Here is a 12,708-nt window from a genome sequence, read left to right on the forward strand (position 1 = left end):
CACCGAGGCGGCGAAGGAGGCGGCCGAGATCGTGCTCGCCGACGACAACTTCGCCACCGTCGCCGCCGCCGTGCGCGAAGGCCGCACGGTGTACGACAACCTCAAGAAGACGCTGCTGTTTATCCTGCCCACCAATGGCGGCCAGGCGATGACGGTGGTGGCCGCCGTGCTGGTCGGCCTCTCGGTGCTGCCGGTGACCCCGGTGCAGATCCTGTGGGTGAATCTCGTCGTCGCGGTGACGCTCGCGCTCGCGCTCGCCTTCGAGCCGGCCGAGCCCGACCTGATGAGCCGCCCGCCGCGCATGCCCGACGAGCCGATCCTGTCGGCGCTGCTGCTGTGGCGGGTCGGGCTTGTCTCGGGGATCCTCGCGGCCGCAACGATCGCCGCCTTCCTGGTCGAGTACATGGCCGACAAGCCGATCGAGGTCGCGCGCGGCGCCGCCGTCACCGCCCTTATCGCCGGGCAGGCCGCCTATCTGTTCAATGCCCGCTTCTTCCGCCGCTCCAGCCTCTCGCTCGACGCGCTGACCGGCAACCGCGCCGTGCTGATCGCGATCGGCCTGATCGTGGTCCTGCACGGCCTGTTCCTGTTCGCCCCGCCGATGCAGACGCTGTTCGCCGTCGCCCCACCCGACCCTTCGGGCTGGCTGATGGCACTTGCCGCCGGCGGCGTCGTGTTCGGCGTGGTCGAGATCGAGAAGGCGCTGATGCGGCGCGCGCCGGCTACGCCGTCCGCCCGCCATCCACCGGAAGCAGAACGCCCGTGATGAAGCTGGAGGCCGAATCGGCGAGCCACACCGCGGCATTGGCGATGTCGGAGGGCTGGCTCATCCGCCCGATCGGGATGGTGGCGACGAACTTCGCCCGGTTCTCCGGCGTGTCCTCCATGCCCATGAACTCGGTCAGCAGTGCGGTGGCACCCATCACCGGGCAGATCGCGTTCACCCGGATGTTGTCCTTGGCGAGTTCCTGCGCCATCGCCTGGGTGATCGTGTTCACCGCGCCCTTGCTGCCGTTGTACCAGGTGAGGCCGGGGCGCGGGCGGATGCCGGCGGTCGACGAGATGTTGATGATCGACCCGCCCTTGCCTTGCTTGCGCAGCGTCGGCACCGCGGCCTGTGTCATCCAGTAGATCGACTTCACGTTGACCGCATAGACGCGATCGAACTCCGCCTCGGTGACGTCGAGGATCGGCTTGTTCCTGTGCGTCGTGCCGGCGTTGTTGACGACCACGTCGAGGCTGCCGAAGGCGTCGAGCGCGCGGTCCACCATCGCCTGGCAGTCGGGACCTTTCGACACGTCGCCGCCGATCGCGACCGCGAGATTGCCGAGCTCGCCCGCCACGCGCTGCGCGCCTTCAAGGTTCAGGTCGGCGACCACCACCTTGCAGCCCTCGGCCGCATAGGCGCGCGCGATCCCCTCGCCGAAGCCCGAGGCCGCACCCGTCACGACCGCCACCTTGCCCTGAAGCCGCATCGCGCCGTCTCCTCCTGATCGTCGGGCGGACGCTAGGGCGGCGCGTGCGGAGGGGCAAGACGGCTCAGGCGCGGTAGAACGCCGCCGCCGTGTCGTGCAGCGCGGCGCGCGCGAGCGCGGCGCCGAGCACGGTCTCGATCAGGGCGATGTCCGCGTCCGCAAACGGCCGGTCGGCGCGCATCGAGGGCAGGTCGGTCGCCGCCATCATCGCGTGCGGCGCGGCGCTCGCGATCGCCTCCATCGCCGCTGCCGGGTCGAGCCGTACCCGGCCGAACCCGGTCGCCTTCACCTTGGCCCCGGCGCGCGCGAGATCGCAGGTGACCGGCAGCCCGGCAGCCGTCATGCCGAGATGGTCGATCACGATCCGCAGCCGCGCGAGCGCGGCGGCATGCGGGGCGAGCGTCGAGGCGTCGGTGTAGATCTCGGCGTGCAGCCCGTGCGCGGCGGCGCGGCGCGCATGTTCCAGCATCGTCCCGATCGTCCAGGCGGCGTTGCGGTAGAGATTGAAGCGCACACCCCGCACGCCCGCGGCGGCGAGCGCCGCCAGTGCCGCGTCGTCGCGCGCCGGGTCGGCCGCGGCGACGACGACGAATCGCGGGCCGAGCGTGCGGGCCGCCGCCAGCAGCGGCGCCGGGTCAGGCCCCTGCGGCGAGGCGGCGACCACCGCGCCGCCGACCACACCGAGCGGCGCGACGCGCGCGCGGTACTGGGCCGCGGTGAAGTGCTCCGGCACGAAGCCGTGGTTCGCGACCAGCGGATCGGCCGGATCGAAGACGTGGAAATGCGCGTCGAACATCATGTCGCGGTGGCGCGGTAGCGGAAGCGGTCGGCGCGGCCCCAGGCGCGGCGTGCCTCGATCGCGACGCCGTCGGCGGTGAAGGCCACCCGGCTGACCTCCACCACCGGCTCGCCCGTGACGATGCCGAGCCGTTGCGCGAGCGCGGCATCGGCCCGGCCCACCGTGATCTCGTCCTCCACCCGCGCGACCGCGCGCGCGCACTCGCTTTCATAGAGCGGGTAGAGCAGCGCGCCGAAGGACTCCGGTGATCGTTTCGTCAGCCGGGCGAAATCGGGCAGCCGGAGCCAGATCTCCTCCACCAGCAGCGGCGACCCGGCCCAGCGCCGCACCCGGTCGAGCCGGAGCCCACGCAGCCCCGGCGCGACGCCGAGGCCACGCGCGGCCCACGCCGGCAGCGGCGCGACCGCGCGGGCCAGGATGCGGCTCTCGGGCACGATCCCGGCCCCGCCCTCGCGTTCGGCCTGGCGGAAGAAGCGCAACATCGAGCCGCGCAGCGCCGGGCGGCGCACGAACGTGCCGCGGCCCTGCCGGCGCTCCACCAGCCCCTCACGTGCGAGCTGCTCGAACGCACGGCGCAGCGTGTTCACCGCCACGCCGTAGGCGGCCGCGAGCGCCGCTTCGGATGGCAGCGCGGTGTCGGGCGGCCACTCGCCGGCCGCGAGCCGGCGCGCGAGGTCGTCGCGCAGGCGCGCGTGCAGCGGCAAGCGGGGATCGGGCGGGGTGCGGGCCGGCGCGGGCATGGAGCGGCAGTGTGGGGGCAGCGGTGGACACTCGCAAGATCGATCATTCAGTCCTTTGCAGGACTTGCGCAGTCGTGCATGATCCTCCCAACCGCACACCAAGGGAGGACCGTCATGCCCCGCCTCACCCGACGCGCCACGCTCGCCGCCGTGCTCGCCGCACCCGCGATCGCGCATGCGCAGGGCTTCCCCACCCGCCCGGTGCGCATGGTCGTGCCCTACCCGCCCGGCGGCGGCGCCGATACCGCTGCCCGGCTGATCGCCGAACCCATGGCCGCAATGCTCGGCCAGCCCGTCGTGGTCGAGAACCGCGGTGGCGCCGGTGGCTCGATCGGCGCCGGCGTGGTCGCGCAGGCGCCGGCGGACGGCCACACGATCCTGCTCGATGCCGGCGCGCACGTGGTCAATCCCGCGATCCTGCGCGGCCTGCCCTTCGACTACGCCACCGCCTTCGCCCCGATCACCCAGGTGACGGTCTGGCCGCAACTCCTCGTCGTGAACGCCGAGTTCCCCGCGCGCACGCTCGCCGAATTCGTGGAGCAGGCGAAGACGCGCCAGGGCGGGCTCAGCTTCGGCAGTTCGGGCAACGCCACCTCGTCCCATCTCGCCGGCGCGCTGTTCGCCCAGGCCGCCGGGTTCGAACTCGTGCACGTGCCCTATCGCGGTGGCGGCCCGGCCGTGCAGGACCTGCTCGGCGGCAACATCCACTGGCACATGGCGACCGTCGCCTCCTCGCTCGGTCATATCCAGGCCGGACGACTGCGCGCGCTCGGCACGACCCACACCGCGCGCGTGCCGACGCTGCTCGAGGTGCCGACCATCGCCGAGAGCGGCTATGCGGGCTATACGTTGAACGAGTGGAACGGGCTCTACGCCCCCGCCGGCACGCCCGAGCCCGCGCTCGACCGGCTGCACGCGGCGACCCTGCATGCGCTCGCGCAGGATGTCGTGAAACAGCGGATCGAAACGCTCGGCGCGCTCACCGTCGGCAGCCCGCGCGCCGAGTTCACGCGCTTCGTCTCGGAGGGCCGCACGCGCATGGCCCGCCTCGTCGCGGAGGCCAGGATCAGCATCGACTGATCCCCCGTTTGCGCGCGCGCGTCGCCTGCGCTTAGCTCCCCCGCGCCAGGGCGAGGGGGAGCGAGCGGACCGCGATGGTGACGATCGAACGCGTCGAGGCCTTCGCCATCCGCTCCGACCTGGTCGGCGGCCCCGGCGTCACGAAGCCCCGCCGGCCGGCCTGGACCGCGGAGGCCGAGGTCGCCGGACCGATGTCGCGCCACCCGCGCTACAAGCGGCTGCGCGCGGCGTGGCGCCCCGCCTGGCCCGGCGTCGGCTGCCTCGTCACCGCCTCGGACGGCACCTGGGGCTTCGGCATCAGCCGCTACGCCGATCCGGTGATCGCGACCATCAACACCCATCTCGGCCCCCTGCTGATCGGCGAGCCCGCCCTCGCGACCGAACGGGTCTGGGACATGATGACGCGCATGGCCTCGCCCTACTCCCCGGCCGGGCTCGCCGCCTACGCGATCAGCGCGATCGACCTCGCGCTGTGGGACCTCAAGGGCAAGCTGCTCGGCGCGCCGGTCTGGAGTCTGATCGGCGGACCGTCCCGCCCGCACATCGACTGCTACGCCACCGGCAACGACACCGACTGGCACATGGAATTGGGCTTCCGCGCGACCAAGCTCGCCTGTCCGCACGGGCCCGCCGACGGGCTCGCCGGACTCGACGCGAACGAGGCGCTGGTCGCACGCACGCGCGACCTGATCGGGCGCGAGGTCGAGCTGATGCTCGATTGCTGGATGGCGTTCGACCTCGAATACACCGTGCGGATCGCGGAACGGCTCCGCGCTTACGGCCTGCGCTGGATCGAGGATTGCCTGACACCCGAGGACCTCGACGGCCATGAGGCGCTGCGCCGGCGCCTGCCCTGGATGGGCTACGCCACCGGCGAGCACTGGTACATGCCGCAACCCTTCCTGCACGCCGCCGCGCGCCGGCTCGCCGACGTGCTGCAACCCGACATCGCCTGGGTCGGCGGGCTGACCGCCACCTTGCGCATCGCCGCGATCGCCGACGCCGCCGGCATCGCGGTCATTCCGCATGCGGGCATGAACACGCCCTACGGCCAGCATTTCGGCTACGCCGCGCCCGGCGCACCGATGGGCGAGATGTTCATCGGCACCCCGCCCGGCGTGCCGCTTGCCGAGACCAGGCTGCTTCCCGGCATGGCCGTGCCGGTCGATGGCCGGCTCGTGCCCTCCGACGCACCGGGCTTCGGGCTCGGCGTCGATCTCGACGGCATCGCCGCCATGCGGCCTTGACCGACCGCCGGCGCGGTCGTCCCATGCGCGGCATCAACACGGAGGAGGGAACGATGAGGATCGGCAGGCGCAGCATGCTCGCAGGCACGATGGGCGGACTGGCACTCGCGGGCACCGCGCGCGCGGCGGACCTGCCGGGCGGCCCCACGCGCATCGTCGTCCCCGCCCCGCCCGGCGCCTTCAACGACGCCTTCGCCCGCCTGATCGCCGAACGCCTCGCCCCCGTGATCGGCCACTCCTGCGTGGTGGACAACAAGCCCGGCGCCGGCGGCTCGATCGGCACGCGCGAGGTGATCCAGGCGCGCCCCGACGGCCGCACACTCGGCATCGGCAACACGGCGACGCTGGCCGTCAACCCCACCGTCTATCCGACCGCGGGCGATCCGCTGAAGGACCTCACGCCGATCGCGCTCTGCGCCCGCATCATGACCGTGCTGACCGTCAACCCTGATCTCGGCGTCAATTCGGTGCGGGACCTGATCGCGCTCGCGAAGTCGAAGCCCGGGCAACTCAACTACGGCATGCCCGGCGTCGGCAGCTCGGTGCACCTGATGTTCGAGACGTTCAAGCTCCAGACCGGTACCGACATCGTCGCGATCCCGTATCGCGGCTCGGCGCCGGTGATGACCGCCTTCCTCGCCGGCGAGGTGCCGATCATCTTCGAGGGCGTCGGCACCATGGTGCCGCACATCCAGTCCGGCAAGGCCAAGCCGCTTGCCGTGTCTGCGCGCGAGCGGCACCCGGCACTGCCCGATGTGCCGACGATGGAGGAAGCCGGCGTGCCCGGCTTCGAGATGATGATCTGGTTCGGCGTGATCGCTCCTGCAGGGATTCCCGCGGCGATGCGCGACCGGCTCTCGCGCGAGATCGTCGCCATCACCGAGAGCGCCGAGGTCGCCGCGCAGATCACCCGCATGGGCGGGCAGGTCTGGACCGGCGATGCCGCACGGTTCGCGGCACTGATCGCGTCCGACAAGGACCGCGGGGCGCGGGCGGTGACGGCCGCGGGTATTCCGCCGCCCTGCCTGGGGCACACGGGGGCGAAGGGGGCCGCAAGGCCCCCTTCGCGCATCCCCCGGGAACCGCGGCTACGCCGCCTGCTCCTCCTCGGCCTCTTCCTTCGGCTCGGGCTTCGGACCGCTGTCCTGACCCTTCGCGTCATGATCGCGCTCGACCAGCTCGATCACCGCCATCGCCGCCATGTCGCCGTAGCGGAAGCCCGCCTTGAGAACGCGGCAATAGCCGCCAGGGCGCGCCTGGTAGCGCTCCGCCAGCGGGCCGAACAGCTTCGCCACGATCGCGTCGTCACGCAGCTGCGCATAGGCGAGCCTGCGCGCATGCAACCCGCCCCGCTTGCCGAGCGTGATCAGCTTCTCGGCAACCGGCCGCAGCGCCTTCGCCTTCGGCAGCGTGGTGGTGATCTGCTCGTGCTTGATCAGCGCAGCCGCGAGATTGCGGAACATCGCCGCGCGATGCGTGCTCGTCACGCTGAGCTTGGTGCCGCCGACACGGTGGCGCATGGTCGTCTACCCTTCTTCCTCAGGCGGCCCTCAATAGGGCTCCTCGAGCTTCTTCGCCAGATCCTCGATGTTCTCGGGCGGCCAGCCCGGCACCGTCATGCCGAGCCCGAGCCCCATCGCGGCCAGCACCTCCTTGATCTCGTTCAGCGACTTCCGCCCGAAATTGGGCGTGCGCAGCATCTCCTGCTCGGTCTTCTGCACCAGGTCGCCGATATAGACGATGTTGTCGTTCTTCAGGCAGTTCGCCGAGCGCACCGACAGCTCGAGCTCGTCCACCTTGCGCAGCAGGTTGCGGTTGAACGGCAGATCGTCGCGATGCTCCTCGGCCGAGATCTGGCGCGGCTCCTCGAAGTTGATGAACAGCTGGAGCTGGTCCTGGATGATGCGCGCAGCGAGCGCCACCGCATCCTCGGCCCCGATCGTACCGTTCGTCTCGACCGTCAGCAGCAGCCGGTCGAAGTTCGTCACCTGGCCGACGCGGGTCGGCTCCACGCGATAGGCGACACGGCGCACCGGCGAGTAGATCGCATCGACCGGGATCAGCCCGATCGGCGCATCCTCGGCCCGGTTCTCGGCGGCCGGCACATAGCCCTTGCCGGCATTCACCGTGAACTCCATGCCCAGCTTCACGCCGTCATCCAGCGTGCACAGCACCAGCTCGGGGTTCAGGATCTCGATGTCGTGCCCGGCCTCGATCTGGCTCGCGCGCACCTCGCCCGGGCCGGTCGCCGACAGCGTCATCCGCCGCGGCCCGTCCGAATGCATCCGGATCGCGAGCTGCTTGATGTTCAGCACGATGTCGGTGACGTCCTCGCGCACGCCCGGGATCGAGCTGAACTCGTGCAGCACGCCGTCGATCTGCACCGCCGTCACCGCCGCTCCCTGGAGCGAGGACAGCAGCACGCGGCGCAGCGCGTTGCCCAGCGTCATGCCGAAGCCACGCTCCAGCGGCTCGGCGATCACGGTCGCCACCCGGTGCGGATCGTGCCCGGGATCGATCTCCAGCTTGCTCGGCTTGATCAGGGCCTGCCAATTCTTCTGCAGCACGGGTGAACCTCTCGCCCTCGTCCTGCGGTCCGTCGCCCGCGCCCGTCTCGGCGCTGCGTGTCGCTCTCCCCGCCCGGAACCGCCTCACGGGGACGGGGCGCGGCATCCCGCCGCACCCCGCAATGAATGCGTCGCTCAGACCCGCCGGCGCTTGCGCGGCCGGCAGCCATTGTGCGGAATCGGCGTCACGTCCTTGATCGCGGTGATCTGGAAGCCGACCGCCTGCAACGCGCGGAGCGCGCTCTCGCGGCCCGAGCCGGGGCCCGACACCTCGACCTCCAGCACCTCCATCCCGTGCTCGCGCGCCTTCCGGCCCGCATCCTCGGCCGCGACCTGCGCGGCGTAGGGGGTGGACTTGCGGCTGCCCTTGAACCCCATCATCCCGGACGAGGACCAGGAGATCGCGTTCCCCTGCGCGTCGGTGATCGTGATCATGGTGTTGTTGAAGGACGCGTTCACGTGGGCGACACCCGACGTGATGTTCTTCCGCTCCTTCTTGCGCGGGCGCGCGGCAGGCTTCGCCATGGGTGGTCTCTGTCCTCGGTCTCTGGTCCCGGCGTATGCGTAGCCGCAGCGGCTACTTCGTCGCCTTCTTCTTGCCGGCGATCGGCACGGCCTTGCCTTTGCGGGTGCGGGCGTTGGTGTGGGTGCGCTGGCCGCGCACCGGCAGGCCGCGCCGGTGGCGCAGGCCCCGATAGCAGCCGAGATCCATCAGCCGCTTGATGTTCATCGCGACCTCGCGCCGCAGGTCGCCCTCGACCCGGTAGGTGCGGTCGATCAGCTCGCGGATGCGGAGGATCTCCTCATCCGTCAGCTGGTTCACCCGGCGGTCGTCGGGGATGTTCAGCGCCTCGCAGATCTCCTGCGCCTTCGCCGGCCCGATGCCGTAGATGTAACGCAGCGAGATCGTCACCCGCTTGTTGGTCGGAATGTTCACGCCGGCGATGCGCGCCACGTCCCCGCTCCACGTCCTGGCCCATGCACGCCTCCGGGGGGCGCGCCCGATCCCGCCGGCCCAGGGCCGTGGCGGCGGGGTTCTCTCAGCACAAACGACGACGGCGGCCGACCCGGAGGGCCGCCGGAGGACGCGCACTATAGGCCGCGCGGCCCCGCTGTCAACGCCGCCCGGCGCGGGGGAGCCGCCCCCGACCCTGGCGGAAACCCAGTCTCACCGCGCCAGGGCAGCCTCGATCTGGCGCGTCACCTCGTCCATCCCGGCCATGCCGTCCACGCTGACCAGCCGCCCCTCCGCCTCATAGTAGGGCAGCAGCGGCGCGGTCTGGCGGTGATACGCCTCGAGCCGTGCGGTGACCGTCTCGGCCCGGTCGTCGGCGCGGCGGCTGAACTCGGTGCCGCCGCACTCGTCGCACACGCCCTCCACCTTCGGGCGCTTGAAGCTGTCGTGGTAGCCGGCGCCGCAGTTGGCGCAGGTGAAGCGCCCGGCGATCCGCGCGACCAGCGCGGCATCGTCCACCTTGAGCTCGATCACGCGATCCAGCCCCCGCCCCTTCCCGGCCAGCATCCGGTCAAGCGCCTTGGCCTGCGCGAGCGTGCGCGGGAACCCGTCGAGAATGAACCCGTTCGCGCAGTCCGGCGCCTCGATCCGCTTGCCCAGCATCTCGGTGATCAGCGCGTCCGGCACCAGCGCACCGGACTCCATGATCGACTTCGCCTGCCGGCCGATCTCGCTGCCCGAGGCGACCTCGGCGCGCAGCATGTCGCCCGTGCTGATCTGCGCGATGCCGTGCTTGCCCTCCAGCCGCTTGGCCTGGGTGCCCTTCCCCGCCCCGGGTGGGCCGAGCAGGATCAAGTTCACTTGCGCGCCCCGCGCAGTCGCGCCTTCTTGATCAGCCCCTCGTACTGGTGCGCGATCAGGTGCGACTGGATCTGCGCCACCGTGTCGATCGTGACCGTGACGATGATCAGCAGCGAGGTGCCGCCGAAATAGAACGGCACGGCATAGCGCGAGATCAGGAACTCCGGCAGCATGCAGACGATCACCAGGTAGATCGCGCCCACCGTGGTCAGCCGCGTCAGCACGTAGTCGAAGTACTCGGCGGTGTTCTGCCCGGGCCGGATGCCTGGGATGAAGCCGCCGTACTTCTTCAGGTTGTCCGCCGTCTCGGTCGGGTTGAACACCACCGCGGTGTAGAAGAACGCGAAGAACGCGATCATCGCCGCGTAGAGGATCATGTAGAGCGGCTGGCCATGCGCCAGCGCCGCCGTGACCGGCTGCAGCCATTCCGGCCCGCCCTCGGCCGAGAACCCGGCGACCGTCACCGGCAGCAGCAGCAGGGAGGAGGCGAAGATCGGCGGGATCACGCCGGCGGTGTTGATCTTCAGCGGCAGATGCGTCGAGTCGCCGCCGAACATCCGGTTGCCGACCTGGCGCTTCGGGTACTGCACGATGATGCGCCGCTGCGCGCGTTCGATGAACACCACCGCGCCGATCACCAACACCGCCATCACCATCAGGAACAGCAGCACGAAGGTGCTGATCGCGCCCGTGCGGCCGAGCTCCAGCGTCGCCGCCAGCGCCGAGGGCAGGTTGGCGACGATGCCCGAGAAGATGATCAGCGAGATGCCGTTGCCGACCCCGCGCGCGGTGATCTGCTCGCCGAGCCACATCAGGAAGATCGTGCCGCCGACCAGCGTCACCACGGCCGAGAAGCGGAAGAACAGGCCCGGTTCCGCCACGGCCGGTCCGGCCGTGCCGGTGATCCCTTCCAGCCCGACCGAGATGCCATAGGCCTGCACGGTCGCGATCACGACGGTCAAGTAGCGGGTGTACTGGTTGATCTTCTTGCGCCCCTGCTCGCCCTCCTTCTTGAGCTGTTCGAGCGTGGGGCTCGCCGCCGTCATCAGCTGCATGATGATGGCGGCCGAGATGTACGGCATGATGTTGAGCGCGAACACCGTCATGCGGCCGAGCGCGCCGCCGGTGAACATGTCGAACATGCCGAGGATGCCGCCGCCATGGGTGCGCACGAGCTCGGCCATCACCGAGGCATCGATCCCCGGCACGGGGATGTAGGTGCCGATCCGGTAGACGATCAGCACGCCGAGCGTGAACCACAGGCGCTTCTTGAGTTCGGTCGCCTTGGCGAAGGCACCGAAGTTCAGATTGGCGGCAAGCTGTTCGGCGGCCGAGGCCATGGATGCTCCGATCGATCAGATCTGCGGGGGCCGGAAGGCAACCTGCCCGCCCCGCGCCGGTGCAATCAAGCGCCGATGCGCCGCACCCGCCATGAGGTGAACGGGACCGCCCCTGGTTCCCGCGCCGCGCCGGCTCAGTCCCCGGCCGGTGCCGGCGCGGAGATCAGCGTCACCGTGCCGCCGGCGGCCTCGACCGCCGCCACCGCCGCCGCCGAGGCGCCGGTGACCGTGAGCGTCAGCGGCCGCGACACCGAGCCGACCGCGAGCAGGCGCACGCCCGCGACCTTGCCCTTGCGCACCAGCCCGGCCGCGCGCAGCGCGGCCTCGTCGATCGGCCGCTCGGCATCGATCCGCCCGGCCTCGATCGCCTGCTCGAGCCGCGCGAGGTTGAGCGGGCTGTAGACCTTGCGGGTCAACGGCTCGAAGCCGCGCTTGGGCAGGCGCCGGTAGATCGGCAGCTGCCCGCCCTCGAACCCGTTCAGCGCCACGCCCGTGCGCGCCTTCTGGCCCTTCACGCCGCGGCCCGAGGTCTTGCCCTTGCCCGAGCCGATCCCGCGCCCGACGCGCTTGAACTTGGAGCGCGCGCCCGGATTGTCGCGCAGGTCATTGAGCTTCATCGCACTCTCTCCCGGTGGGATGCGGCGGGCATCAGCCCGCCACCTCCTCCACCTTCACCAGATGCGCCACCTTGCGGATCATCCCCCGCACCGATGGCGTGTCCTCAAGCTCGCGCGTCCGGTTCAGCTTGTTCAGCCCGAGCCCGATCAGCGTCTCGCGCTGGCTCGCGAGCCGGTTGATCGGGCTGCCCACTTGCGTGACGCGCACGCGCTTCGTCGTCTCAGGCATCGGCGGCCTCCCGCGTCTCGGGGGCGGCGTGCTCGCGGCGGCCGATCAGGTCGGACACCTTCTTGCCGCGCCGCGCGGCGACGCTGCGCGGGTTGTTGACGTTCTTCAGCGCCGCGAAGGTCGCCTTGACCATGTTGTGCGGGTTGGTGGTGCCGAGCGACTTCGCCACCACGTCACCCATCCCCATGGTCTCGAACACCGCGCGCATCGGCCCGCCGGCGATGATGCCGGTGCCGGCCGGGGCGGCGCGCAGCACCACGCGGCCGGCGCCGAAATGCCCGATCACGTCGTGGTGCAGCGTGCGGCCCTCGCGCATCGGCACGCGGATCATCGACCGCTTGGCCGAGTCCGTCGCCTTGCGGATCGCCTCCGGCACCTCGCGCGCCTTGCCGGTGCCGAGCCCCACGCGGCCCTTCTTGTCGCCGACCACGACCAGCGCGGCGAAGGCGAAGCGCCGCCCGCCCTTCACCACCTTCGCGACGCGGTTGATCGCGACCAGCTTGTCGACCAGGTCGTCGCCGTCGCGGTCGCGATCGCGCCGGTCGCGGCCTTCCCTCGGTTCCCGTGCCATACGTCCGGCCCCTCGCGTGTTCAGAACGCCAGCCCGCCTTCACGGGCGGCATCGGCCAGCGCCTTGACGCGGCCATGGTAGAGATAGGCGCCGCGGTCGAACACCACGGCGGAGACACCGGCGGCCTTGGCGCGCTCGGCGAGCGCGCGGCCGACCGCCGCGGCGGCCGCCTTGTCCGCACCGGTGCGCAGCGTCCCCTTCAGGTCGGGGTCGCGCGAGGAGGCCGC

16 protein-coding genes and 1 pseudogene are annotated in these 12,708 nt (G+C 71.2%); 4 read left to right on the forward strand and 13 right to left on the reverse strand.

The window, feature by feature from the left end; all coding sequences use genetic code 11:
• Nucleotides 1-766: cation transporting ATPase C-terminal domain-containing protein (locus tag ACTIFU_RS18565; protein WP_439579809.1), on the forward strand; the 766-nt coding region annotated here is incomplete at its 5' end.
• Here the strand turns inward: ACTIFU_RS18565 and ACTIFU_RS18570 are convergent.
• The 3 genes from ACTIFU_RS18570 to ACTIFU_RS18580 form a co-directional block, all read right to left on the reverse strand.
• A complete protein-coding gene (locus ACTIFU_RS18570) occupies nt 723-1,475 on the reverse strand; it encodes an SDR family oxidoreductase (RefSeq protein WP_439579810.1) in 753 nt (250 codons plus the stop codon). The two genes, ACTIFU_RS18565 and ACTIFU_RS18570, sit on opposite strands and share 44 nt — an antisense overlap.
• 64 nt (nt 1,476-1,539) lie before the next feature.
• Nucleotides 1,540-2,274: an amidohydrolase family protein gene (locus ACTIFU_RS18575; RefSeq protein WP_439579811.1), complete on the reverse strand. Its 735-nt coding sequence runs from the start codon at nt 2,272-2,274 to the stop codon at nt 1,540-1,542.
• A complete protein-coding gene (locus tag ACTIFU_RS18580) occupies nt 2,271-3,014 on the reverse strand; it encodes a GntR family transcriptional regulator (protein ID WP_439579812.1) in 744 nt (247 codons plus the stop codon). The genes ACTIFU_RS18575 and ACTIFU_RS18580 overlap by 4 nt, the downstream gene beginning before the upstream one ends.
• 114 nt (nt 3,015-3,128) lie before the next feature.
• Between ACTIFU_RS18580 and ACTIFU_RS18585 the strand changes: the two genes are divergently transcribed.
• The 3 genes and pseudogenes from ACTIFU_RS18585 to ACTIFU_RS18595 all read left to right on the forward strand — a co-directional run.
• Nucleotides 3,129-4,094 carry a tripartite tricarboxylate transporter substrate binding protein gene (locus ACTIFU_RS18585; protein ID WP_439579813.1) on the forward strand — a complete coding sequence of 322 codons (966 nt, stop codon included), beginning with the start codon at nt 3,129-3,131 and terminating at the stop codon, nt 4,092-4,094.
• Nucleotides 4,095-4,168: 74 nt separating this feature from the next.
• Nucleotides 4,169-5,341, forward strand: coding sequence for an enolase C-terminal domain-like protein (locus tag ACTIFU_RS18590; protein ID WP_439579814.1), 1,173 nt, complete (start codon nt 4,169-4,171; stop codon nt 5,339-5,341).
• Nucleotides 5,342-5,430: 89 nt separating this feature from the next.
• Nucleotides 5,431-6,285: pseudogene (locus ACTIFU_RS18595) on the forward strand (Bug family tripartite tricarboxylate transporter substrate binding protein); the annotation flags it as partial.
• Nucleotides 6,286-6,429: 144 nt separating this feature from the next.
• On the opposite strand, the gene rplQ reads toward ACTIFU_RS18595, so the two are convergent.
• From rplQ to ACTIFU_RS18645, 10 genes are all read right to left on the reverse strand, one after another.
• Nucleotides 6,430-6,861: a 50S ribosomal protein L17 gene (rplQ, locus tag ACTIFU_RS18600; RefSeq protein WP_439579815.1), complete on the reverse strand. Its 432-nt coding sequence runs from the start codon at nt 6,859-6,861 to the stop codon at nt 6,430-6,432.
• Nucleotides 6,862-6,891: 30 nt separating this feature from the next.
• A complete protein-coding gene (locus ACTIFU_RS18605; RefSeq protein WP_439579816.1) occupies nt 6,892-7,908 on the reverse strand; it encodes a DNA-directed RNA polymerase subunit alpha in 1,017 nt (338 codons plus the stop codon).
• Between the two features lie 135 nt (nt 7,909-8,043).
• The gene (rpsK, locus tag ACTIFU_RS18610) at nt 8,044-8,433 is read right to left on the reverse strand and encodes a 30S ribosomal protein S11 (protein WP_439579817.1); all 390 of its coding nucleotides are present in this window, start codon (nt 8,431-8,433) and stop codon (nt 8,044-8,046) included.
• A gap of 52 nt (nt 8,434-8,485) precedes the next feature.
• The gene (gene rpsM / locus ACTIFU_RS18615) at nt 8,486-8,863 is read right to left on the reverse strand and encodes a 30S ribosomal protein S13 (RefSeq protein WP_439579818.1); all 378 of its coding nucleotides are present in this window, start codon (nt 8,861-8,863) and stop codon (nt 8,486-8,488) included.
• Between the two features lie 213 nt (nt 8,864-9,076).
• Nucleotides 9,077-9,724, reverse strand: a complete 648-nt coding sequence (locus ACTIFU_RS18620) for an adenylate kinase (RefSeq protein ID WP_439579819.1) — start codon at nt 9,722-9,724, stop codon at nt 9,077-9,079.
• On the reverse strand, nt 9,721-11,064 hold the full coding sequence (gene secY / locus ACTIFU_RS18625; protein ID WP_439579820.1) for a preprotein translocase subunit SecY: 1,344 nt from the start codon (nt 11,062-11,064) through the stop codon (nt 9,721-9,723). The genes ACTIFU_RS18620 and secY overlap by 4 nt, the downstream gene beginning before the upstream one ends.
• A gap of 134 nt (nt 11,065-11,198) precedes the next feature.
• Nucleotides 11,199-11,681, reverse strand: coding sequence for a 50S ribosomal protein L15 (gene rplO, locus ACTIFU_RS18630; protein ID WP_439579821.1), 483 nt, complete (start codon nt 11,679-11,681; stop codon nt 11,199-11,201).
• Nucleotides 11,682-11,712: 31 nt separating this feature from the next.
• A complete protein-coding gene (gene rpmD, locus ACTIFU_RS18635) occupies nt 11,713-11,910 on the reverse strand; it encodes a 50S ribosomal protein L30 (protein WP_439579822.1) in 198 nt (65 codons plus the stop codon).
• The gene (gene rpsE, locus ACTIFU_RS18640; RefSeq protein WP_439579823.1) at nt 11,903-12,481 is read right to left on the reverse strand and encodes a 30S ribosomal protein S5; all 579 of its coding nucleotides are present in this window, start codon (nt 12,479-12,481) and stop codon (nt 11,903-11,905) included. The genes rpmD and rpsE overlap by 8 nt, the downstream gene beginning before the upstream one ends.
• Before the next feature lie 20 nt (nt 12,482-12,501).
• Nucleotides 12,502-12,708, reverse strand: a 207-nt coding sequence (locus ACTIFU_RS18645) for a 50S ribosomal protein L18 (protein ID WP_439579824.1), incomplete at its 5' end; no start/stop codon positions are given.

The sequence above is a fragment of the Elioraea sp. genome, assembly GCF_051860475.1.
GTDB lineage: Bacteria > Pseudomonadota > Alphaproteobacteria > Acetobacterales > Acetobacteraceae > Elioraea.

Excerpts from the sequence above, each read along its gene's own strand:
- ACTIFU_RS18570 (WP_439579810.1), bottom strand. The coding sequence starts at position 1,475 with ATGCGGCTTCAGGGCAAGGTGGCGGTCGTGACGGGTGCGGCCTCGGGC.
- ACTIFU_RS18575 (WP_439579811.1), bottom strand. The coding sequence starts at position 2,274 with ATGATGTTCGACGCGCATTTCCACGTCTTCGATCCGGCCGATCCGCTG.
- ACTIFU_RS18580 (WP_439579812.1), bottom strand. The coding sequence starts at position 3,014 with ATGCCCGCGCCGGCCCGCACCCCGCCCGATCCCCGCTTGCCGCTGCAC.
- ACTIFU_RS18585 (WP_439579813.1), top strand. The coding sequence starts at position 3,129 with ATGCCCCGCCTCACCCGACGCGCCACGCTCGCCGCCGTGCTCGCCGCA.
- ACTIFU_RS18590 (WP_439579814.1), top strand. The coding sequence starts at position 4,169 with ATGGTGACGATCGAACGCGTCGAGGCCTTCGCCATCCGCTCCGACCTG.
- rplQ (WP_439579815.1), bottom strand. The coding sequence starts at position 6,861 with ATGCGCCACCGTGTCGGCGGCACCAAGCTCAGCGTGACGAGCACGCAT.
- rpsK (WP_439579817.1), bottom strand. The coding sequence starts at position 8,433 with ATGGCGAAGCCTGCCGCGCGCCCGCGCAAGAAGGAGCGGAAGAACATC.
- secY (WP_439579820.1), bottom strand. The coding sequence starts at position 11,064 with ATGGCCTCGGCCGCCGAACAGCTTGCCGCCAATCTGAACTTCGGTGCC.
- rplO (WP_439579821.1), bottom strand. The coding sequence starts at position 11,681 with ATGAAGCTCAATGACCTGCGCGACAATCCGGGCGCGCGCTCCAAGTTC.
- rpmD (WP_439579822.1), bottom strand. The coding sequence starts at position 11,910 with ATGCCTGAGACGACGAAGCGCGTGCGCGTCACGCAAGTGGGCAGCCCG.
- rpsE (WP_439579823.1), bottom strand. The coding sequence starts at position 12,481 with ATGGCACGGGAACCGAGGGAAGGCCGCGACCGGCGCGATCGCGACCGC.